The sequence below is a fragment of the Bifidobacterium angulatum DSM 20098 = JCM 7096 genome, assembly GCF_001025155.1.
GTDB classification, from domain to species: Bacteria; Actinomycetota; Actinomycetes; order Actinomycetales; family Bifidobacteriaceae; genus Bifidobacterium; species Bifidobacterium angulatum.
Genome location: NZ_AP012322.1, coordinates 167709 through 188645 on the forward strand (window position 1 = coordinate 167709; position 20937 = coordinate 188645).

Here is a 20937-nt window from a genome sequence, read left to right on the forward strand (position 1 = left end):
TCATATTGCGTTCGTAGAATGAACACGAGTCGCGCATGCGCAAGCACAGAAAGGTTAAGGGCTCACAGTGGCAAACGAGAACGAAACCCCCATCCGCGTCGGGCTTTTGGGCGCCGGCACCGTCGGATCGCAGACCGCACGTCTGATCGTCGAGCAGAAGGACGAACTGACCGCACGTATCGGTCGTCCGATTGAACTCACCGGCGTCGCCTGCCTTGATCCGGCGGAAACCGACCCCTTCCCGTGGATCGACAAGTCCATCGTCACCACCGACACCATGTCCGTGGCCACGAACAGCGACATCGTGATCGAACTGATCGGCGGCACCGGCGTCGCCCGCAAGTTCGTACTCGCCGCCATCGAATCCGGCGCTTCCGTCGTCACCGCCAACAAGGCCCTGCTGGCCAAGTACGGTCCGGAACTGTACGCCGCCGCCGAAGCCAAGGGCGTCGATATCTACTTCGAAGCGGCTGTGGGCGGTGCGATCCCGTTCCTGCGCCCGTTGCGTGAATCCCTCGTCGGCGACAAGGTGACCAGCATGCTGGGCATCGTCAACGGCACCACCAACTACATTCTCGACGAGATGACCACCAAGGGCCTCGACTTCGACGATGTACTCAAGGACGCGCAGGCCAAGGGTTATGCCGAAGCTGATCCGACCGGCGACATCGAAGGCTACGATGCCGCCAACAAGGCCGCCATCATGGCCACCCTCGGCTTCCACACCTCCGTCACCATCGACGACGTTTCCGTCGAAGGCATCACCAAGATCACCGCCGACGATATTGCCGCGGCCACCGCCGAGCACAAGGTCATCAAGCTGCTCGCCGTCGTGGAGAACGGCGATGAGGGCGTGTCCGCACGCGTCTACCCGGCGCTCATCTCCGAAACCCATCCGCTGGCCAGCGTGCACGGCTCCTTCAACGCCGTGTTCGTCAAGGCCGAGGCCGCCGACGACCTCATGTTCTACGGTCGCGGCGCAGGCGGCGCTCCGACCGCTTCCGCCGTGGTGGGCGACGTGGTCACCGTGGCCCGTCATATCGCCGCAGGCTGCACCGGCCCGTCCATCCCGCTGTACAAGGATCTGAAGAAGGCTCCGATCGAGGCGTCCAAGGCCGCGTTCGCCGTGCGCTTCCTCATTCACGACAAGCCGGGCGTGCTGGCCGCCATCGCCGCCGAATTCGCCAAGCGCGGCGTATCCATCAACGGTGTGAACCAGGATCTTAAGCCGTCCGTCACCGATCCGGGCTATGACGGTGAGATTCAGCAGCTGCGTCTGGTCACGCACCTGACCGATGAGGTCACTTTGCGTGAGACCGTAGAAGCCGTGCAGGGGCTTGATTTCGTTGCCGGCGAACCGTCCATTCTGCGAGTGCTTGACTGATGAAGCCGATTTGCAATCGCGTCCATGTGAGCGTGCCGGCGACCAGCGCGAATCTGGGTTCGGGATTCGACACCGTCGGTCTGGCGCTCGACTATCACGACGAGCTCGTCTTCACGCTGAACGAGGATCCTTCGGACGGTGTCGCGCATGTCATCATCCATGGCGAAGGCGAGGATACGCTGCCACGCGATGAAACGCATCTGGTGGTGTCCACGTTCCGCCGTGCCTGTGCCACCTTTGGGCTGGGTAATCTCGGTTTCACGCTTGAAGCCACGAACAATATTCCGCAGGCGCGTGGCATGGGCTCTTCCGCAGAGGCCATTGTCGCGGGCATTGCAGCGGCCGCCGCGTTCGCGCAGGATGGCGAGTTGAATCGTGCCGCCATTTTCGACATGGCCGCGCATTTCGAAGGTCATCCGGATAATGTTGCGCCGGCGGTGTTCGGTGGGCTTACGGTGAGCTGGGATTTCGAAATGCCCGAGGGCGTCGGTTCCGTGCCGGTTCCCGGTGGCGATCCGTTGCATGGTGGTTTCCATACGGTCAACTATCCGGTCGATCCAGCCGTGACCGCGGCCGTGTTCGTGCCGGATTACGAGCTGTCTACGGAGAAAGCGCGTGAGGCGCTGCCGAAGGAAATCGCATACCGCGATGCGATCTACAACGTGTCGCGAGTCGGACTGCTGCCCGCAGCCATGAATCCGGTCGACGGCGTCGAGCCGAATGCGCTGATGTACGTGGCTACGCAAGACAAGTTGCATCAGCAGTATCGTGCGCCGCTCATGCAGCCGTCCACCGATCTGATCGCGCTGTTCCGCTCCCATGGGTATGCGGCCGCCGTCTCCGGTGCCGGCCCATGCGTGCTGGTATTGCACTACGGTGACGCCCGCGATGCCATCGACCAGGTGGCCGCCGAGCAGCTCGCCTCCGGGCATTGGAACGTGCTGCATCTGCCGATTAACACCAAGGGTGTTGAAGTGGAACGCAGCTGATTTGCATTCCGTTCTCAACAGGGTCTTCCGTCCATCCGGATGGAAGACCCTGTTCGTTTCGTCCGGATGCTTCGTCTAGGCGTTCCATCAGGGGAGTGCGTCGCCCGGCCTTGCGGTGCCGCGTGCGCTATGCTGTGCTCAGCAACAGCTTCCGGGAACGACGGTTTCGGGAACAACGATAGAGGAGTTCGACACCATGGCCATTCCGCTGATTCTGGCATCCAAGTCCCTGCCTCGCCGCAATGTGCTGAATGCGGCTGGCGTATGCCCCACGATTCGCGTATCGCATGTGGACGAACCGGCCGCGTTACGAGACGCCGCGGCAAAGGCCGGCGTCAATGTCGGCGAATTGTCTATCGGCGATCGGGTTGCCATTCTTGCCGAGGCCAAGGCTCAAGCCGTGTACCAGGCGTATCGCAATGTCGCAGCCACGGCCGATGCCGCGAGCGGCGAATGCGTCGTCGGCTATCCGCTGAAGGCGGCCGGGCGCTCGGAAACCGATGATGCCGTCGAACGCGGCACAATGGAACCCGGCAAGCCGATCGACTATTCCACCGCTCACATCGCCACCACCCGCGACTTTTCCGGCGTGAGCATCCCGACTCGAACCCAGCCCATCAACGTCTTCACCGCCGGCCGCCCGGGCCTGGTGCATAGCACCGTCGGGCCGCTGATTCTCGGCTGCGATTCCATGTTCCTTATGGATGGCGAATGCTACGGCAAGCCGCATAGCGTCGAAGCCGCCCGCGAACGGCTGAAGCATATGAGCGGCGCTACTGGCGAACTGTGGACGGGCCATTGCCTTGTCGACTTCGCCACCGGCCGCGTGGTGCGCGACGCCAGTCATGCCGTCGTGCATTTCTCGGAATTCAGCGGTGATGACATCGAACGTTACATCGCCACCGGCGAGCCGCTGGAAGTTGCGGGGTCGTTCACGCTGGAAGGCTTCGGTGGGGCCTTCATCGACGGTATCGAAGGCGATCCGAGCGGCATTATCGGCTTGAGTCTGCCGTTGGTGCGCCGTCTTACGGAACGGCTGGGCATCGCATGGCCTGATTTGTGGAATGTGCGCTCCGAGCTTGCGCCTACGGAAAGCAAGGCCGAAGGCGCCGGGCATGCGGGCATCGAACCGCCCAAGGAGAACGTGCACCAGCCAGGCGATGGCTGGATCGATTGTGATTGCGGGCGTAAGCACTGGGGTGTGAACGGCGCTTCCGGCGTGCTGCTGGCCCGCCGCGACGAGCGGACCGGCAATGTCACGCATGTGGTGATGCAGCATCGTGCCGTCTGGTCGGCTGAAGGCGGCACATGGGGCATTCCGGGAGGCGCGACCGCCCAAGGGGAGACCCCGATCGAAGGCGCGTTGCGTGAAAGCTATGAGGAGGCGAACATCACGCCGGAAGACATCGACGTGGTCGGCTCCTATTGCGAGGATCACGGTCCGTGGGCGTATACCACCGTGTTCGCGTTCGAGAAGCCCGGGCACACGGTCGAGCCGAAGGCGAACGACGATGAAAGCATGGAGATCGCATGGGTGCCGATCGAACAGGTCGGCGGATTGAAGCTGCTCACCGCCATGCGTACCGATTGGCCGCGTTTTGTGGCACGTCTCAACGCGCTCGCCGCAACCTATCGCTGACGTGCGTCGCTGACATCACCGTTGAGCGTGCGGCATCTCGTCGCTTACCGTTCCCACGCCGGCGCCGTATGCGGGCACGGCCTGTGGTCATTCCTTCGGATGAGGTCAGGCGCGTCGAATCCTCCCAACGTCCGATGGAGGGGAGGGCTTCGGGGGCATAGCGTGTGACATATGAAACGGAATCAGAACGTCAACGCATCGGTCGCCGCACCGAATGCCCATACAACGAACGCCTACGCGGCGAGCGACCGCACGGCAGCGCATGCCCCCATTCCCGGAGGCAGGCCGGTCATCACCGCAACCAACCTCATCATGGACTATGCGGCGCGACGCAAGACCGCGAACCGTGTCGGCACGACTCCGATGAGTGCGCTCGCCAACACCGCACCGGCGCTCAACAACGTGAGTTTTCGTCTCAACGTCGGCGAAACGGTCGCCATCATGGGCCCTTCCGGCTCCGGCAAATCCACGCTGCTGCACATCCTTGCCGGCATCGACCTGCCCACGTCCGGCCAGGTCACCTACCATGTGCGCAACAATTGCGCCTACGAGCTCACCGGCATCTCCGATCAGGACCGCACCATGCTGCGCCGCAACGCCTTCGGCTTCGTCTTCCAATCCGGGCAGCTGCTCCCCGAACTGCCTGCAGTCGAAAACATCGCGCTGCCGTTGATGCTCGGCGGAACGGACTACTCGCAGGCCACCGATACCGCCATGCTTTGGCTGGAACGTCTCGGCCTCAAACATCTCGCCTCGCACCGCCCCGGCGAGATGAGCGGCGGCCAGATGCAGCGTGTGGCCATCGCCCGTGCGCTCGCCACGAACCCTTCGGTCGTATTCGCCGACGAACCCACCGGAGCACTCGACCAAGCCACCGGGCGCGAAGTCATGGGCATACTCATGGACGCTGCACAGGCCAACGGGTCGGCCGTGGTTGTCGTCACCCACGATCCGAACGTGGCCGCCTTCTGCAGCCGGACGGTCACCATGCGCGATGGTCGGCTGCTCGGAGGCGAACAATGAACACCTTCACCCTATGGAAACTGTTCCACCGCCGAGGCGCTCGCGGCATAGGCGAACGCACATCGGCGCTCGCGGTCATTGCCTTTGCGGCGGCCACCACGATTTTCCTGACTGTGCTGGGAGGCGTGCACGGTTTCATCTGGCGCGCCTCCGCCGATCATACGCTCGGTTGTCTGATCAATTCCGCTTCCTGTGCGCCCGGCACCCATGAAGCGTGGGAACGTGCCAGGAACGAGGCAGGCATGTTCGTCGCCGCACCGGGAACGCGTTGGACCGCCGAACGTTCCGCGGCGGTTATGGACACCTATTCGGACGGCTATGTACTATTGGCCGCGTTCGCTTGCCTGATGCTCGTCGTTCCGTTCGTTTCGCTTGCGGGCTCCGCGGCCCGCTTGGCCGCATCCCGTAGGGATGCGCGATTGTCCGCGCTCAGGCTGGCCGGCGCGACCACCGCTCAAGTGGTCAAACTGACCGCGCTCGACGCTGCGATCCAGGCATTGTTCGGCGCTGGTATCGGCATTGTCGGTTATTGTGCGGTCATGCCGTTGATCATGCTGCTGAAATTCCAGAACCGTCATTTCATGTTCCAGGAATTGTGGGTTGGCCTGCCGGTGCTCGTGGGCGTGCTCGCTGGAGTCACCGTGCTCGCGCTGGTATCGTCGCTGATCACCCTGCGCCGCGTTGCCATCACCCCATTGGGTGTGATGAGCCGCGCCGCGCAGCCTCTGCCAGCCACATGGCGTGTACTGATCTTCCTAGTGGTGATGGCGGGCCTTTACCTGCTGCTGAACAACGTCTCGATGTTCGCCGGTTTGGGTGAAAACGCGGTGTTCGTGTTGGTGTGCGGCGCGTTCTTCGTCGGATTCACGATGGTGAACGTGGTCGGTACGTGGGTGATTGCCAAACGGGCCAAAGCGCGTGCCCGTAGGCCGAAGGACGCAGCCACTATGATCGCCATGCGCCGCATCCTTGACAATCCGAAGCGTGCGTGGCGCAACGTGTCCGGTGTGGGATTGGCTGTGTTCATCGCCGTCATCACGTCGATCGGGACACTGGTGGGGCAGGACCGTGGCGGCGATCCGCTCGATCCTTCGATGCTGTACATGCGCGATATCGGCACCGGTGGCCTGTTGACGCTCACGTTCGCCGCCGTGCTCGCCGCGGTCAGTTCCGGTGTGATGCAGGCCAGCAGTGTGTATGATCAGGCCGCCGAATACCGCATGCTGCGTCTGGAGGGCACCGATGAACGGACGCTGTCCAAGGCGCGATTCAAAGAAGTGTTCACGCCGCTCAACACGGTGGTGCTGGTTTCTGGAGGCGGTTCGGTGCTGCTGTTGTTCCCGATCGTTGCGATGACGCTGTTCGATCCGGTGACGTTGTTCAGCCTGTTCTCCGGTATCGCGTTGTGCTACGTGCTGATCGCCGTGGGCGCGTGGACCGCCAATCGTGCGGCCCGCACGCTGAACACGGTGGGGTACCGCGCCGACGACTGACGTCGGTAACATCGGTGACGTCGGTAACGCCTACCCGGCATCAACACGGTTCCCAAGCACATGGCCGGGATGGTTCACGCCATCCCGGCCATGTCGTTTTCCGTCGCGCGATGCTGTTTTCAGCTGAGCAGGGCCGCGATGATCGCGATGAAAATCGGCGAGGACAGCGTAGAGAACAGGATGCCGTCACGCGCGAACGAAAGTCCCACGTTGTACCGGGCGGCGTAGTTGTACACGTTCTGCCCTGTCGGCAGCGCGGCGAGCACCACGCATGCGTATAGCGTGGCGCCGCGGAATCCCATCACGAAGTAGCTCAGCAGGAATGCGATGATCGGCATTACGATGTTCTTCAGCGCGGCCACGGTGAAGACCGCGGGAATGTTCGACTTGTCCTGCAGCGGCTTGGTGCCGTGCAGCGACATGCCGAACGCCATCAGGATCATCGGCACGGCGGAGTCGCCGATCATGTCGATCGGATCGTAGATGCAGCTCGGCACCACGAACCAGCCGACCTTCGCGGAAATGGCGGATACTGCGATGCCCAGCAGCGAGCCGATGAGCAGTGGCTGGTGCAATGGCTGCTTGAGGATCTCCTTGGCGGATACCTTGCCTTTGGTGGTCACGTCGAGCACGGTCAGGCCGATCGGCGTGAACACCGCCTGCTGCATGACCAGGATCGGGGCGACCAGCGCGGGATTGCCCAGAATGTAGGTGGCGATCGGCAGGCCGATGTTGTTGGAGTTCAGGTATAGCGAGTTCAGTGCGCCGATGGTGGCGTCCGCGGCTTTGAGGTGGAAGAACAGCTTGTTGAGGATCAGGAACACCACGCCCACGAGCACCGCCGAGAAGAACGCGACGATGATGGAGGAGTGGAAGATCTCGAAGATCTTTTCCTTGGAGAGAATGGCGAACATCAGGCACGGGCTTGATACGAAGAAGCTGAATCTGTTGAGCACCATCTGCGCGGTCGGTCCTCCGATGCGCATGCGTGCGGCGATGTAACCGGTGGCGATCACGATACCGATGACGCAGAAACCTTCCATCGCGCTGAGTAGACCCGGCATATTCCTGTTCCTCTCCTGATCTCTTGACGATCAACCCTCATGACGATCAACCCTCAAGTGTGGCACGGCTGGGTGGTCGCCAGCCGTTTTATCTCAAAACAGCGTCCGTATGCCGTACGCATGCCCGCTTTGGCGGATAATGAGACGCATGAGCGAATATGAGATTGGATTTGATGCCGCTGCGGGCAAGCAGGAAGCGCTGAACACCTTGATGGACCAGATCATGAACGTCTTTTCCGTCAGCGATGAGGAAGGGCCGCTCACCGATGCGGTCGAGGCGTTCCTTAAGCGGCAGCCACATCTGACGGTTCGTCGCCACGGCGACACGTTGGTTGCCAGCACTGCGTTCGGCAGGGAGCACCGTGTGATTCTGGCCGGTCATCTTGACACTGTGCCGGTTATCGACAATTTCCCGCCGAAGTGGCTGGAACCAGGCGATCCGCTGATTCGTGAGGATGTCGCCGCCGCGCATCCGGGCGAGCGTGTGATCTGGGGGCGTGGCGCCACCGATATGAAGGGTTCCGATGCGGTGATGCTGTACCTGGCCACGACGCTCACCGATCCCAAGGTCGATCTGACCTTCGTGTTCTACGATCACGAGGAGGTCGCAGCCGAGAAGAACGGTCTGCGCAAGGTGGTCGAAGCGCATCCCGATTGGATTACCGGCGATTTTGCGATTATCGGCGAGCCGACCGATTGCGGCATTGAAGGCGGCTGCAACGGCACGATGCGTTTCGACGTGGTGCTGCATGGCGTGGCCGCGCATTCCGCTCGCGCATGGATGGGGCATAATGCCATCCACGACGCGGCCGAGGTGCTGAACCGGTTGAACGCGTATGAGAACAAGTGTGTCGAAGTGGATGGTCTGGCGTATCAGGAGGGCTTGAATGCCACGCTGATCTCCGGCGGCAATGGCACGAATGTGATTCCGGATTGGTGCCGTATCCATGTGAACTACCGCTTTGCGCCCGATAAGACGCTGCCTGAGGCGAAGGCGCTGATGATGGGTGCGGATGCCGGCGCCGAATTGGGCAATGGCGAGCATAAGGCCACTGGCGGCGTGTTCGAGGGGTTCGGCATTGAGATGAAGGACGAGTCCCCGTCCGCTCGCCCTGGTCTGGAGTCGCCGCTGGCCGCTTCGCTGGTCAAGCTGGTGAAGGAGCGTACGGGGCGTGACCCGTTGGCCAAGCTGGGCTGGACCGATGTGGCGCGTTTCGCGATTCTGGGTATTCCAGCCGTGAATCTTGGTGCGGGAAGCCCGTTGCTGGCACATAAGCATGATGAGCAGCTGCCGGAGTCCGATCTGGTGCTGATGGCTGATCTGCTGGAGGATTGGCTCAGATAGTCGATGCCGTCTGCGGCATGCACGCTTTCCGACCGGCTGTGAAGATATCGGCTTTGCCGATGCATGTATAATCCGTATGCCTGTTTTCGACACGGCCGGTCTTCAGTTGTGGCATACTGGAGAGTGGTGGTTCTGCAAACCGCCTACGTGCCAGATGGCGTTGATCCCCTTGCACTTGGATCGTGTTCCCGTGCAAGCGCCGGTGTCCGCCACTGGGCAGACAGACTTTGACTGGAATTGCCCCGTTAGCAGCAATTGATGCGCGGCCACGGTGAGAGCGTGGTGTGAGAGGCCGGCGGGGCCTGAGAGCCGACGCGATGCAGCGCGTCTGCAAGGAGCATTGTGCCCATTGTGAATAAGGGTGAGCTCGGAGAATCCGAGGCTCAGCATACCGAATCGCCCGTAACCACTGCCCGTCGTCGTCGTGGAGGCCGCCGCGTCGTTCGTGACACCGGTGCCGCTGGAGCTTCGCTCAAACTTCAGGTGGAGGATCATTCTGCACCGTTGTTCGAAGAACCTAAGATCGCTGCGCCTGCGCGTAGCGAGGCCGCCGAAGAGCAGCCGGCTCGCCGTCGCCGCCGTCATATCGGCGACGAATCGGCGTCGAGCACGTCCAGTAAGGAAAGCGCTCCGCTCACTCGCCGTCGTTCGTCCTCCGCGTCTGACTCCGACGTGGATGCGCGCGCCAGCAAGATCGCCGAAGAGCTGTTTTCCTCCACGCCGCATGCGGCACGCACGCACGCGTCTCGTCCGATGACGTCGTTGCTGTTCCAGGAGCCTGTGATTCCTGCAGGCGGCGCCTCGGGCGACGGCCGTGGCGATCTCGACGATCGCGGCAGCGGCGAAGATCGTGAGGATCGCGAAGAGCGTTCCACTCGCCGTCGCCGCCGTAACCGCAGCGAGTCCCGTGACGATCGCGAGTCCCGTGATGTTGACGAAGCGCGTGAAAGCCGTGGCGGGCGTGACGATGAACGTAATGAGCGCGGCCGTGACGGGCGTGCGGATGACGAGCGTGAGTCGACGTCGTCGCGTCGTGGCCGCAATCGCAGGTTGAACGCGCAGGAGCGTCGCGCCGCCGCCGAAGTCGAGCAGATCGAGGAGGACCTCGAGCTCGATGACATCAGCTATCGTCCGATCGACGAGGAGGAGGGCGCCGAAGAGGAGCCGCGTTCCACTCGCCGTCGCCGTCGCCGTCGCAGCAAGTCCGAGCAGGGTTCCGACGAATCCCGTTCCGAACGTGACGGGCGTGATTCCCGTGATGAGCGCGACGAGCATGAGACCCGTTCCGACCGTGAGCATGATGCGGATGAAGGTGAGACCGTTACCCGTCGCCGTCGCCGTCGCCGCAACAAGTCCGAGCAGGGCTCCGAAGACGATCAGCCACTGACCCGCCGTTCTCGCAAGCAGCAGTACATCGACGAGATCACCGATGTGGAAGGCTCCACGCGTCTTGAGGCGAAGAAGCAGCGCCGCCGCGACAACCGCCGTGAGCGCAGCCGCCAGTCCCAGATCATGGAGCAGGATTTCCTTGCACGCCGCGAGAACGTCGAGCGTTTCATGGTGGTGCGTGAAAAGGAGAAGCACACCCAGATCTCCGTGGTGGAAGACAACGTGCTCGTCGAGCATTACGTGTCCGATATCCAGGAAGTGCAGACGGTCGGCAATATCTATCTCGGCCGTGTGCAGAACGTGCTGCCGAGCATGGAGGCCGCGTTCGTCGACATCGGCCAGGCTCGTAACGGCGTGTTGTATGCCGGCGAGGTGAACTGGGATGCCGCGCGTCTTGAAGGCCAGCCGCGGCGCATCGAACTTGCGTTCAAGAGCGGCGATCCGGTGCTCGTGCAGGTCACCAAGGACCCGATCGGGCACAAGGGCGCTCGTCTGACCTCGCAGGTCACGCTGGCGGGTCGTTTCCTGGTGTTGGTGCCGTCCGGCGGCATGACCGGCGTGAGCCGCAAGCTGAGCGAACGTGAGCGCAGCCGTTTGAAGAACATCGTGTCGAAGGTTGCGCCGAAGGATATGGGCGTGATCATCCGTACCGCAGCCGAGGGCGCTTCCGAAGACGCCATCGTCAAGGATCTGGAAAGCCTGGTCCGCCAGTGGGAACGCATCAACGCCAAGCGTGAGGAGTTCTGGCACGGCAAGCGTCCGAAGCTGCTGCAGGGCGAGCCCGATGTGGCCATTCGCGTGGTGCGCGATATCTTCAACGACGACTTCACCAAGCTCATCGTCGAGGGCGACAAGGTCTACGAGCGTATCGAGGAATACCTCGACACCATGGCCCCCGATCTGAAGACCAAACTGGAGAAGTGGGATCCGGCCGAGCACGAGGGCAAGGACGTGTTCGACAAGTGGCAGATCGATTCCCAGCTGCGCAAGGGCATGGAACGTCAGGTGTACCTGCCGTCCGGCGGTTCGATCGTCATCGACCGTACCGAGGCCATGACCACCATCGATGTGAACACCGGCCGTTTCATCGGCCGCGGCAAGTCGCTGGAAGAGACCGTCACCCGGTGCAATCTGGAGGCGTCCGAGGAGATCGCCCGCCAGCTGCGGTTGCGTGATATCGGCGGCATGGTGATGATCGATTACGTCGATATGGTGATGCCCGCGAACCGTGATCTGGTGCTGCGTCGTCTGGTGGAATGCCTGGCGCGTGATCGCACCAAGCATCAGGTGGCCGAGGTCACGTCGCTGGGCCTGGTGCAGATGACTCGTAAGCGTATCGGCCAGGGTCTGGTCGAGGCGTTCTCCGAGGAATGCCCGACCTGCAAGGGGCGCGGCTTCATTCTGCACGACAAGCCCACCGTCAGCGCCGAATACGACGATCCGTACGCCATGCGTGGCGGCGATCCGTTCGTCAAGACGAACAAGCATGGTCATGGCACCACTCCGGCTCCCGAACCGCAGGGTTCCTCGCCGGCGGTGAAGGCCAAGCTGGCGCAGATCGCCGCTGCCGCAGTGGCTGCGAACAATGCGGAGCAGGACGAGGAGTGACGCTTGTACCGGATTTGCGCTACCGTGCGTGTCGCGCTTGACACGACTTGCGTTAGTCCATGTACCCGTGTAAATTAATTTGCTGGTGTCTGGCCGTGAGCTCGGTGCTATCCGAGATGCCAGGCAAGGAAGCTTTCCCAAGAAAATAAAGGAACGATTATGTACGCGATTGTGAAGGCCGGTGGCCATCAGGAAAAGGTCGAGGTCGGTGACGTTATCCTTGTTAACCGTCTCGACGCTAAGAAGGGCGATACCGTGGAGTTCCCGGTCGCGCTCGTAGTCGATGGCGCCAAGGTGACTCTGGCTGCCGCTGATCTGGCCAAGGTTTCCGTCAAGGCTGAGGTTGTTGACGATGAGGCCAAGGGTCCGAAGATCAACATCCAGAAGTACAAGAACAAGACTGGCGTTGCTCGTCGCAAGGGTCACCGTCAGCCGCTGACCGCCGTCAAGATCACGGCGATCGCCTGAGATTTGGCAGTAGCTTAATCAGAGTCGAAAGGAACCAATCATGGCACATAAGAAGGGCGCGTCCAGCTCGCGTAACGGTCGCGATTCATCGCCTCAGTACCTCGGTGTGAAGAAGTTCGGCGGCGAAGCCGTTGTCGCCGGCAACATCATCGTTCGCCAGCGTGGCACCAACTTCCACCCGGGCCAGAACGTCGGCATGGGCAAGGATCACACCCTGTTCGCTCTCACCGACGGCTCCGTGAAGTACGGCGTCCGTCGTGATCGCAAGGTCGTCGACGTCATCGCCGCCTGAGCACGCGAATACGCTTACAGGAAAGCCGCGCCCCTATGGACGCGGCTTTTTCTGTACTTGCATCCCAGCAAATCCAATACTTTCCCAACGCGACAGATGGCGTACGCCTGATCGGGTCGCGGTAAGCAGACTTGAGTAAAGGCAACAATAATGAGTGATTTTGTGGATCGAGTAACCGTCCATGTCAAGGGCGGCGACGGCGGCAACGGTTCCGCCGGCATCCGTCGTGAGAAGTACAAGCCTCTGGCCGGGCCGAATGGCGGCAATGGCGGCGATGGAGGCTCCGTGATCTTCGTGGCCAGCCGTAATGCGACCAGCTTGTTGGATTACCGTTTCATGCCGCATCGTGTGGCTCCGGGCGGCACTATGGGCCTGGGCGACAACAAGGACGGGTCGAAGGGCGACGATCTGATTCTTCCGGTGCCGTGCGGCACGGTGATTTTCACCGCTCGCGGCCCGCAAGGCCAGCCCAAGCATCCCGGTGAGCAGCTTGCCGACCTGCGTCATGAGGGTGATCGTTTCGTTGCAGCTGCAGGCGGCGCAGGCGGCCTGGGCAATATCGCACTGGCCAACCGCACCCGTCGTGCCCCGGGCTTCGCCCTGCTTGGCGAGCTTGGTGAGGAACGCGATGTGATTCTGGAATTGAAGTCCATCGCCGATGTGGCGCTGGTGGGATTCCCCTCCGCCGGCAAATCCTCGCTGATCGCGGCGATGAGCTCGGCCAAGCCGAAGATCGCCGACTATCCGTTCACCACGCTGGTGCCGAATCTCGGCGTAGTCGTCGCAGGCGATACGCGCTATACGATCGCCGATGTCCCCGGCCTGATCCCGGGCGCTTCCCAGGGCAAGGGCCTTGGCCTGGAGTTCCTGCGCCACATCGAACGCACCGAGATCATCGCGCATGTGATTGATTGCGCGACGCTGGAACCGGACCGTGACCCGGTCAGCGACTATGAGGCGCTTGAAAAGGAGCTCGCCGAATACGCGGGGTCCTTGGAACTGCCGTTGGGCGCCATTCCGATCCCCGAACGTCCGCGCATCGTCATCCTCAACAAGGCCGACGTGCCGGAGGCGAAGGAACTGGCGGAATTCGTGCGCCCTGAATTCGAAAAGCGCGGCATGAAGACCTTCATCATCTCCACTGCGTCGCATGAGGGTCTGAAGGAGCTTAATTTCGCTTTGGCCAAGATGGTCGACGAGATGCGTGGCGAGATCGCCAAGCGGGAAAGCGAGGAAGAGGCTGCCCGCGTGGTGATCAAGCCGTTGGAGCATGCCGGCCGTCGCCGCCGCAGCACCGATGAACGTGGCACCGCGCTTGATTTCACCATCGAGCGTAAGGAGCTTGGCAATGGCGATGTCTGGTTCGAGGTCACCGGTCGTAAGCCGGAACGCTGGGTGCAGCAGACCAATTTCGACAATGACGAGGCCGTGGGCTATCTGGCCGACCGTCTTGCCAAGCTTGGCGTGGAAGACGAGTTGCGCCGCAAGGGCGCACATGCCGGCGATGAGATCCGTATCGGCCATGGCGATCGCGCCGTTGCCTTCGATTGGGATCCGACCATCGCCGCGGGCGCGGAGATGCTGGACGGCACTCAGCTGGGTGCTCGAGGCAAGGATCTGCGACTGGACGAGGATGAGGGGCGTGCGCATCGTCGTACCAATACCGAGCGCCGTCGTGAATACCACGAGATGATGGACGCCAAGGCAGCCGTGCGTGAGGCCATGATGGCGGAGCGCAAGGCCGGCCATTGGGCCGATCCGAGCGTGGACGACGACCGCCACGATGAGACGAGCCTGTTCGGACGCGGCGAAGGCGTGGAAGAATAGGCGTATGATCACTCCATCGCAGGCCGAGGTGCGCATGGCGATTGCCGAAGCGCAGACCATCGTCGTTAAAGTCGGTTCCAGCTCGTTGACCGCATCTTCCGGGCATCTTGATCCCGAGCGGTTGAATGCGTTGGTCGCGGCTTTGGCACGCGTGCGTTTGATGGGTGGGCGAGTGGTGCTGGTATCGTCCGGCGCCATCGCCGCCGGCTTCGGCTCGCTGGGTTTCAGTTCCCGGCCAACCGACGTGGCCGATCAGCAGGCGTGCGCGGCTGTCGGGCAAGGTCTGCTGATGGCTCAATACGAAACCGCATTCGCCCGCTACGGCCTGCGTGTCGGCCAGATTCTGCTTACCGCGTCCGACACCATGCAACCGCAGCAATATCGTAATGTGCGGCGCACCTTGGATCGTCTTCTCGATCTCGGCGCTGTGCCGATTATCAACGAGAACGATTCCCTGGCATCTAACGAGATTCGTTTTGGCGACAACGACCGTCTGTCCGCGCTTATCGCGAATATCGTGGTCGCCGACGCGTTGGTGCTGCTGACCGACGTGGATGCGCTGTATACGGCGCCGCCATCGCAGCCGGATTCCAAGCGTATCGCCTATGTGCCGAATGTCGAGGACGCGCTGAGCAGGGTCGAAGTGGGTGGCAGCGGCTCGAACGTCGGCACTGGCGGCATGGTCACCAAGATGGAGGCCGCGCGCGTGGCCGCAGTATCTGGTATTCCGTCCGTTTTGACCTGTGCGGCGAACGCCGGTCCGGCTATGATGGGCGATCCCGTCGGCACGGTGTTTGCGCCGATTAAGGACCGTGGCTCGTCGCGTCGTCTATGGATCGGTTTCGCTGCGCACCCGTTTGGCACGCTGGTGGCCGATGAGGGTGCCGCGCAAGCGGTGCGTGGCGGTCAGGCGAGTCTGTTGGCCGCCGGCGTCGTGGAGGTGCGTGGTGGGTTCTCCGCGGGCGACGCCGTATGGATCGACGATGAGGCCGGCAACCATCTGGCCAAAGGACTGGCCGGTTTCGATTCGGAGGAGATTCCGCAGATGCTGGGGCGCAACACCGCGCAGCTCAAGCGGTTCCTGGGCGAGGAATACGCGCATCCGCTAGTGCATCGCGACAATCTTGTGCTTGTCTGACGTTTCCGCCGCTTGCCTGACTGTGGCAAGTGGCGGTTTTCGTATTGCCGCATGATTGCCTGTGCCGGGCATGCGCTTTCCCGCGGCATTCGTCTCATTCACATTGTGAGTATCTGCGTTTTTGGGTGTTCCTTTTCTCTTCCGCAGGGTCTAGCATGGCAACCATGACTATGGCTGATTGGCAAAGACTATCCGACCGTATTAATCATGTGGCGCCAAGCGCCACCCTCGCCGTTGATTCCAAGGCAAAGGCTATGAAAGCCGCCGGAATCGACGTTATCGGCTTCGGCGCCGGCGAACCGAATTTCGCAACGCCTGCCCCCATTGTGGCGGCTGCTGCCGAAGCGGTGCAGGATCCGAAGAACTATCGCTACACTCCCACCCCGGGCCTGCCCGAACTGCGCGAGGCCATCGCCCGCAAGACCTTGCGTGATTCCGGCTATGAGGTGGATCCAAGCCAGGTTGTCGTCACCAATGGCGGTAAGCAGGCTGTATACGCATCCTTCCAGGTTCTGCTCGATGAGGGTGATGAGGTCATTATCCCGACCCCGTTCTGGACCAGCTATCCGGAGGCCGTGAAACTGGCCGGCGGCGTACCCGTCGAGGTGTTCGCCGGTGCCGATCGCGGGTTCGAGCCATCCATCGAAGCCATCGAGGCCGCACGCACCGAGCGCACGAAGGCCATCATCGTGAACACGCCGAACAACCCCACCGGTGCCGTGTGGAAGCCGGAAACGGTCAAGGCGATCGGCGAATGGGCCATCGAGCATCACATCTGGGTCATCTCCGACGAGATTTACGAACATCTGAACTATGACGGTGCCAAGACCACCTATATCGGCGCTGCGGTGCCTGAAGTGCGTGGCCAGCTGCTGGTGCTCAACGGTGTGGCCAAGACCTATGCCATGCCCGGATGGCGCGTCGGCTGGATGATCGCCCCCGTCGAGGTTGCCAAGGCCGCTTCCAAGCTGCAGGGGCATATGACCTCCAATGTGAACAACATCTCCCAGCGTGCCGCGATTCAGGCCGTGTCCGGTTCTCTAGACGCCGTGTATGAGATGCGTGAGGCTTTCGATGCCCGCCGTCAGACTATCGTCGCGGCGTTGAACGGTATTGCTGGCGTCAACTGCCCGACTCCGACCGGCGCGTTCTACGCGTTCGCCGACATCACCGCGCTGCTGGGGAAGCCGCTCGGTCCCAACGGCACCGTTTCGCATTCCTCCAGCGAATTCGCCGCCGCGCTCTTGGATGAGGCGCATGTGGCCGCTGTGCCCGGCGAAGCGTTCGGAGCCCCCGGTTATCTGCGATTCTCGTATGCGCTTGCCGACGATCAGCTGGCCGAAGGCATGCGGCGTATGAAGGCCTACGTCGAAGCGTGACACGCGCGGGAAGCCGTGTTATGCGTGCTCGATTTGTCTAAATCGCAACCTCCTGCTAAGGTATCGACTTGGCGGTTTTCGTCAGGCGAAGCGTTCTCTGAAAAGAGGCGATTCCATGGCGGAGGTTCACCTAGGGAAGTGGCGCAATTGGTAGCGCAACGGTCTCCAAAACCGTAGGTTGTGGGTTCGAGTCCCGCCTTCCCTGCCAAGTTTTCCTGACAGCACCTGAACGAAGAGGATGATTATGGCTAAGGCAAACAAGGCTGAAAAAGTCATGAAGCCCAACATTTTCATGCGCATCGGTTTGTTCATCAAGCAGATCATCGACGAACTTCGCAAGGTGGTGACTCCAACTGCCAAGGAGCTGTTCTTCTGGTCGTTGGCCGTGGCTATCTTTGTGCTGCTGCTAATGGCCTTGGTTACAGGCATGGATTACGGCCTGGGCAAGCTTGTTTTGCTTGTGTTTGGCTGATCGTTATTACTACGAACGCGAACTTAAAGGTGACTGACGCATGAGTGATGAAGTGAATTTCGAAAACGTTGATGCGTTGCCTGACGTTGAGAACAACGCCGAGGCGGCTGCTGCCACGGAAGAACCGCAGGAAGCGCCAGTCGAAGCCACCGAAGAGACCGAAGCCCCTGTCGAAGAGGCCGTGCCGTCCGTCGAAACCGAAAACGATGGCCAGGAAGAACCGGCTGATTCCTCCGAAGACGCTGCCGACGAATCCGACGAGCCCGTCGACGCCGGTCAGGCCGCCGTCGACGAATTCTCCAAGTCGCTGCGCACCCTCGAAGGCAAGTGGTATGTGCTTCACACCTATTCCGGCTACGAGAAGCGCGTTAAGACCAACGTCGAATCCCGTGTCCAAAGCTTCGGTTTGGAAGACAAAATCTTCCAGATTGAAGTCCCCATGGAAGAAGTCGAAAAGCATACCGAAAAGGGCAAGAAGGTTCTTACCCGCGTGCGCGTCCCCGGCTACGTCCTGATTCGTATGTGGCCCGATGAGGAAGCCCGTCGTATCGTCCGTGAGACCGAAGGCGTCACCGGCTTTGTCGGCCCGACCAAGGATCCGGCTCCTCTTTCCCGTAAGGAAGTCGTCTCCATGATGGCTCCGATGATCGCTTCCGAAGCCCTCAAGAAGGCCGGCGACAAGCCTGCCGCGGCCAAGAAGCGCAAGCTTGAGGTCTCCTACGCTGTTGGCGATCAGGTTACCGTCACCGACGGCCCCTTCACCACCATGCCCGCCGTCGTCTCCGACGTCGAGCCCACCACTCAGAAGCTCACCGTTCTCGTGTCCATCTTCGGCCGTGATACGCCGGTGGAGCTTGACTTTAACCAAGTCGAAAAACTCGCCTGAAAACACGAAACGCACACGCTGGCTGCGTTGCTCCTCGGTTGACGTACTTTCGTACGCCTTCCCTCGGTGCACCTTGCCTTCGTGTGCGTTTTGTGTTTCCAGCAGCGTAAGGTTCCATGCCATGCCGGTGTTGCCGGCACGCTCTCCGACCCCTCGTCTTGTGAAGACCGGAGCCGGGAATGTTGTCCCGCGGAACACGCATAATAGGAAAGCTTGTGTCTGGAGGGGAGACCCGCTAGCACAGCACAGCGATATAAGTTGCGGGAGGAGACTGTTGCAACGTCACGCCGCATGGTAGGCAACGCAACGGCGACCGAATGTACCGCGTTATAGAAAGTAGACCATAACTATGGCTAAAGAAAAGAAAGTATCGGCGCTTCTCAAGCTCCAGATTCAGGCCGGCAAGGCCAACCCGGCTCCGCCGCTGGGCCCTGCTCTGGGTTCCCATGGCGTGAACATCATGGACTTCTGCAAGCAGTACAACGCTGCCACGCAGGACAAGATGGGCCAGGTCATCCCTGTTGAGATCACCGTTTACGAAGATCGTTCCTTCACCTTCATCCTGAAGACCCCGCCGGCAGCAGCTCTGCTGAAGAAGGCTGCAGGCATCGAGAAGGGCACCGAGAACCCGTTGACCCACAAGGTCGGTTCCGTCACCAAGGCCCAGGTCCGCGAAATTGCTGAAACCAAGATGGCTGACCTGTCCGCTCGTGACATCGAAGCCGGCATGAAGATCATCGAAGGCACCGCCCGTTCCATGGGCATCACGGTGACCGACTGATAAGGAGAAGGACAGATGGCTAAGCATTCCAAGAAGTATCGTGAAGCGGCCGAAAAGGTCGATCGCAACAACCTGTACACCCCTGATCAGGCCATCGCGCTGCTCAAGAGCATGCCGACCCGCAACTTTGATGAAGCCGTTGAAGCTGTGGTGCGTCTGAACGTCGATCCCCGCAAGGCCGATCAGCTCGTTCGTGGCACCGTGAGCCTGCCGAACGGCACCGGTAAGACCGTTAAGGTTCTGGTGTTCGCCCGTGGCCCGCAGGCCACCGCCGCTCAGGAAGCCGGCGCCGACATCGTCGGTGATGATGACCTCATCGCCAAGGTGCAGGGTGGCTTCCTCGACTTCGACTCCGTCGTCGCTACTCCGGACATGATGGGCAAGGTCGGCCGTCTGGGCCGCGTGCTCGGCCCGCGTGGCCTCATGCCGAACCCGAAGACCGGCACCGTGACCATGGACGTGGCCAAGGCCGTCAAGGACATCAAGGGCGGCAAGATCGAGTTCCGCGTCGACAAGAACGGCAACCTGAGCTTCCTCGTGGGCAAGGTCTCCTTCGACGAGAAGGCACTGGACGAGAACTTCCATGCAGTGGCCGATGAGATCAAGCGTCTCAAGCCGTCCACTGTGAAGGGCCGTTACGTGACCAAGGCCACTATCACCTCCACGATGGGCCCTGGCATCCCGGTCGATCCGGCTGCTCTGTGAGTCTGAACCCATCAGCGGCTTCGCCGTGTGATGGTTGATTCACTGGTCGATACGAAGGCCTCCCGCATCATATGGTGCGGGAGGCCTTCGTCGTAGTTGTGATCAGGTCGAGTCATTGCCGGCGATTTCGCCCAACGCAGCCAGCCACCCGTGCCGTACGGCTACAAGATATGCGGCTCAGGATTAACGCTGTTCGGCGTAAGCGATTCGCCCAAGCGCAATGGCGGTTGTCAGCACAGTGGCGTCGCGCGGATTGGTGGCATCCCAGCCGGTGGTATCCGCCATACGCTTCAGGCGATACCGCACGGTGTTCGGGTGCACATTCAACATACGGGCAGTGATTTCAAGAGATCTTCCGGATTCAAGGAACGAGGAAACCGTAAGCATGGTCGGGTCGTCCTCACCCTGGCCAAGCAGATTGGCATAGATGCCATCAACCAGTTCATGCCGCGCATCCTCATCGCCGAGCAGCGCACGTTCCGGTAGCGCATCTTCCGCTCGTAGCAACGGTTGATGCTGCACTCGTGAGGAGGGTGTTGTTTCGATTATCGCGTGTAGCGCAGGAATGGTGCGTAGCGTGGTCAATGCCGCATGAATGGTTCGGGAAGCGCCGATGATGCCGCGTCTTACCGGTCCTAGGCAGAGGGGAACGTCGGGGGCAAAGGCTCCCGCAATCGCCGTGCAAGTGAGATCAGGGTTTGTGGCGCCCTGCAATCGGAATAACGCCACAAGTGTTTCGCCCCGCATGCCGATCAGCGGTTCTGCGCCGCCGATATCCGCAATGGCATGGCGGATCGTTTCACTGGAGGCATGCTCGGTTTCCGAGGGGCGTCCTGCGACTGCGCAGCAGGCAAAATCACCATCGAAACCGACGAGTCGCAGCACGGATTGCGCACGTTCGTCAACCACGTGGTTCAGCAGACATTCGAACGCGACAGCACGAATAAGGTGGGTGGCGCTTGCCGTGTCCGCGCGATCCGGCGTGGTTTCGCAATCCGTATCGGCCTTGCCTCCCGCCAGAAGCATGTCCAGAAAATCTTGGGTCATATCAGGTC

18 protein-coding genes and 1 tRNA gene are annotated in these 20937 nt (G+C 61.4%); 17 read left to right on the forward strand and 2 right to left on the reverse strand.

Annotation, left to right across the window (positions count from 1 at the left end):
- Positions 1-67 precede the first annotated feature (67 nt).
- The 5 genes from BBAG_RS00645 (at position 68) to BBAG_RS00665 (ending at position 6528) form a co-directional block, all read left to right on the forward strand.
- The gene (locus BBAG_RS00645; RefSeq protein WP_003825523.1) at positions 68-1384 is read left to right on the forward strand and encodes a homoserine dehydrogenase; all 1317 of its coding nucleotides are present in this window, start codon (positions 68-70) and stop codon (positions 1382-1384) included.
- Complete coding sequence (gene thrB / locus BBAG_RS00650; protein WP_003825525.1) at positions 1384-2373, forward strand: homoserine kinase; 990 nt, start codon at positions 1384-1386, stop codon at positions 2371-2373. The genes BBAG_RS00645 and thrB overlap by 1 nt, the downstream gene beginning before the upstream one ends.
- Before the next feature lie 196 nt (positions 2374-2569).
- Positions 2570-4012 carry a Maf family protein gene (locus tag BBAG_RS00655; protein WP_003825526.1) on the forward strand — a complete coding sequence of 481 codons (1443 nt, stop codon included), beginning with the start codon at positions 2570-2572 and terminating at the stop codon, positions 4010-4012.
- Between the two features lie 171 nt (positions 4013-4183).
- The gene (locus BBAG_RS00660; protein WP_003825527.1) at positions 4184-5035 is read left to right on the forward strand and encodes an ABC transporter ATP-binding protein; all 852 of its coding nucleotides are present in this window, start codon (positions 4184-4186) and stop codon (positions 5033-5035) included.
- Positions 5032-6528, forward strand: coding sequence for an FtsX-like permease family protein (locus BBAG_RS00665; protein ID WP_003825530.1), 1497 nt, complete (start codon positions 5032-5034; stop codon positions 6526-6528). Before BBAG_RS00660 ends, BBAG_RS00665 begins: the two co-directional genes overlap by 4 nt.
- A 119-nt stretch (positions 6529-6647) precedes the next feature.
- Here BBAG_RS00665 and BBAG_RS00670 read toward each other — a convergent pair whose 3' ends face one another.
- Complete coding sequence (locus BBAG_RS00670) at positions 6648-7592, reverse strand: AEC family transporter (protein WP_003825532.1); 945 nt, start codon at positions 7590-7592, stop codon at positions 6648-6650.
- 148 nt (positions 7593-7740) lie between these two features.
- Here BBAG_RS00670 and dapE point away from each other — a divergent pair, with 148 nt between their 5' ends.
- The 12 genes from dapE (at position 7741) to rplA (ending at position 19882) form a co-directional block, all read left to right on the forward strand.
- Positions 7741-8937, forward strand: coding sequence for a succinyl-diaminopimelate desuccinylase (gene dapE, locus BBAG_RS00675; protein WP_003825536.1), 1197 nt, complete (start codon positions 7741-7743; stop codon positions 8935-8937).
- Positions 8938-9279: 342 nt separating this feature from the next.
- Complete coding sequence (locus BBAG_RS00680) at positions 9280-11934, forward strand: Rne/Rng family ribonuclease (RefSeq protein ID WP_081443749.1); 2655 nt, start codon at positions 9280-9282, stop codon at positions 11932-11934.
- Between the two features lie 159 nt (positions 11935-12093).
- Positions 12094-12402, forward strand: a complete 309-nt coding sequence (gene rplU, locus BBAG_RS00685) for a 50S ribosomal protein L21 (protein ID WP_003825540.1) — start codon at positions 12094-12096, stop codon at positions 12400-12402.
- A 40-nt stretch (positions 12403-12442) separates the two neighbouring features.
- The gene (gene rpmA, locus BBAG_RS00690; protein WP_003825541.1) at positions 12443-12694 is read left to right on the forward strand and encodes a 50S ribosomal protein L27; all 252 of its coding nucleotides are present in this window, start codon (positions 12443-12445) and stop codon (positions 12692-12694) included.
- A gap of 150 nt (positions 12695-12844) precedes the next feature.
- Positions 12845-14521 (forward strand): GTPase ObgE, encoded by a 1677-nt coding sequence (gene obgE, locus BBAG_RS00695; RefSeq protein WP_003825543.1) that lies wholly within the window; start codon positions 12845-12847, stop codon positions 14519-14521.
- A 4-nt stretch (positions 14522-14525) separates the two neighbouring features.
- Complete coding sequence (gene proB / locus BBAG_RS00700; RefSeq protein WP_003825545.1) at positions 14526-15659, forward strand: glutamate 5-kinase; 1134 nt, start codon at positions 14526-14528, stop codon at positions 15657-15659.
- 170 nt (positions 15660-15829) lie between these two features.
- A complete protein-coding gene (locus tag BBAG_RS00705; RefSeq protein WP_152595363.1) occupies positions 15830-17038 on the forward strand; it encodes a pyridoxal phosphate-dependent aminotransferase in 1209 nt (402 codons plus the stop codon).
- Between the two features lie 132 nt (positions 17039-17170).
- Positions 17171-17246, forward strand: a tRNA-Trp gene (locus tag BBAG_RS00710).
- Positions 17247-17282: 36 nt separating this feature from the next.
- Entirely contained in the window at positions 17283-17510 is a 228-nt protein-coding gene (gene secE / locus BBAG_RS00715) for a preprotein translocase subunit SecE (protein WP_033509128.1), read from the forward strand.
- A gap of 40 nt (positions 17511-17550) precedes the next feature.
- Positions 17551-18396 carry a transcription termination/antitermination protein NusG gene (nusG, locus tag BBAG_RS00720; RefSeq protein ID WP_003825549.1) on the forward strand — a complete coding sequence of 282 codons (846 nt, stop codon included), beginning with the start codon at positions 17551-17553 and terminating at the stop codon, positions 18394-18396.
- A 349-nt stretch (positions 18397-18745) separates the two neighbouring features.
- Positions 18746-19177, forward strand: coding sequence for a 50S ribosomal protein L11 (gene rplK / locus BBAG_RS00725; protein ID WP_003825550.1), 432 nt, complete (start codon positions 18746-18748; stop codon positions 19175-19177).
- Between the two features lie 15 nt (positions 19178-19192).
- Positions 19193-19882, forward strand: a complete 690-nt coding sequence (gene rplA / locus BBAG_RS00730; protein WP_003825552.1) for a 50S ribosomal protein L1 — start codon at positions 19193-19195, stop codon at positions 19880-19882.
- A gap of 183 nt (positions 19883-20065) precedes the next feature.
- Here the strand turns inward: rplA and BBAG_RS00735 are convergent, their stop codons facing one another.
- Entirely contained in the window at positions 20066-20929 is an 864-nt protein-coding gene (locus BBAG_RS00735; RefSeq protein ID WP_003825554.1) for a PucR family transcriptional regulator, read from the reverse strand.
- Positions 20930-20937 lie beyond the last annotated feature (8 nt).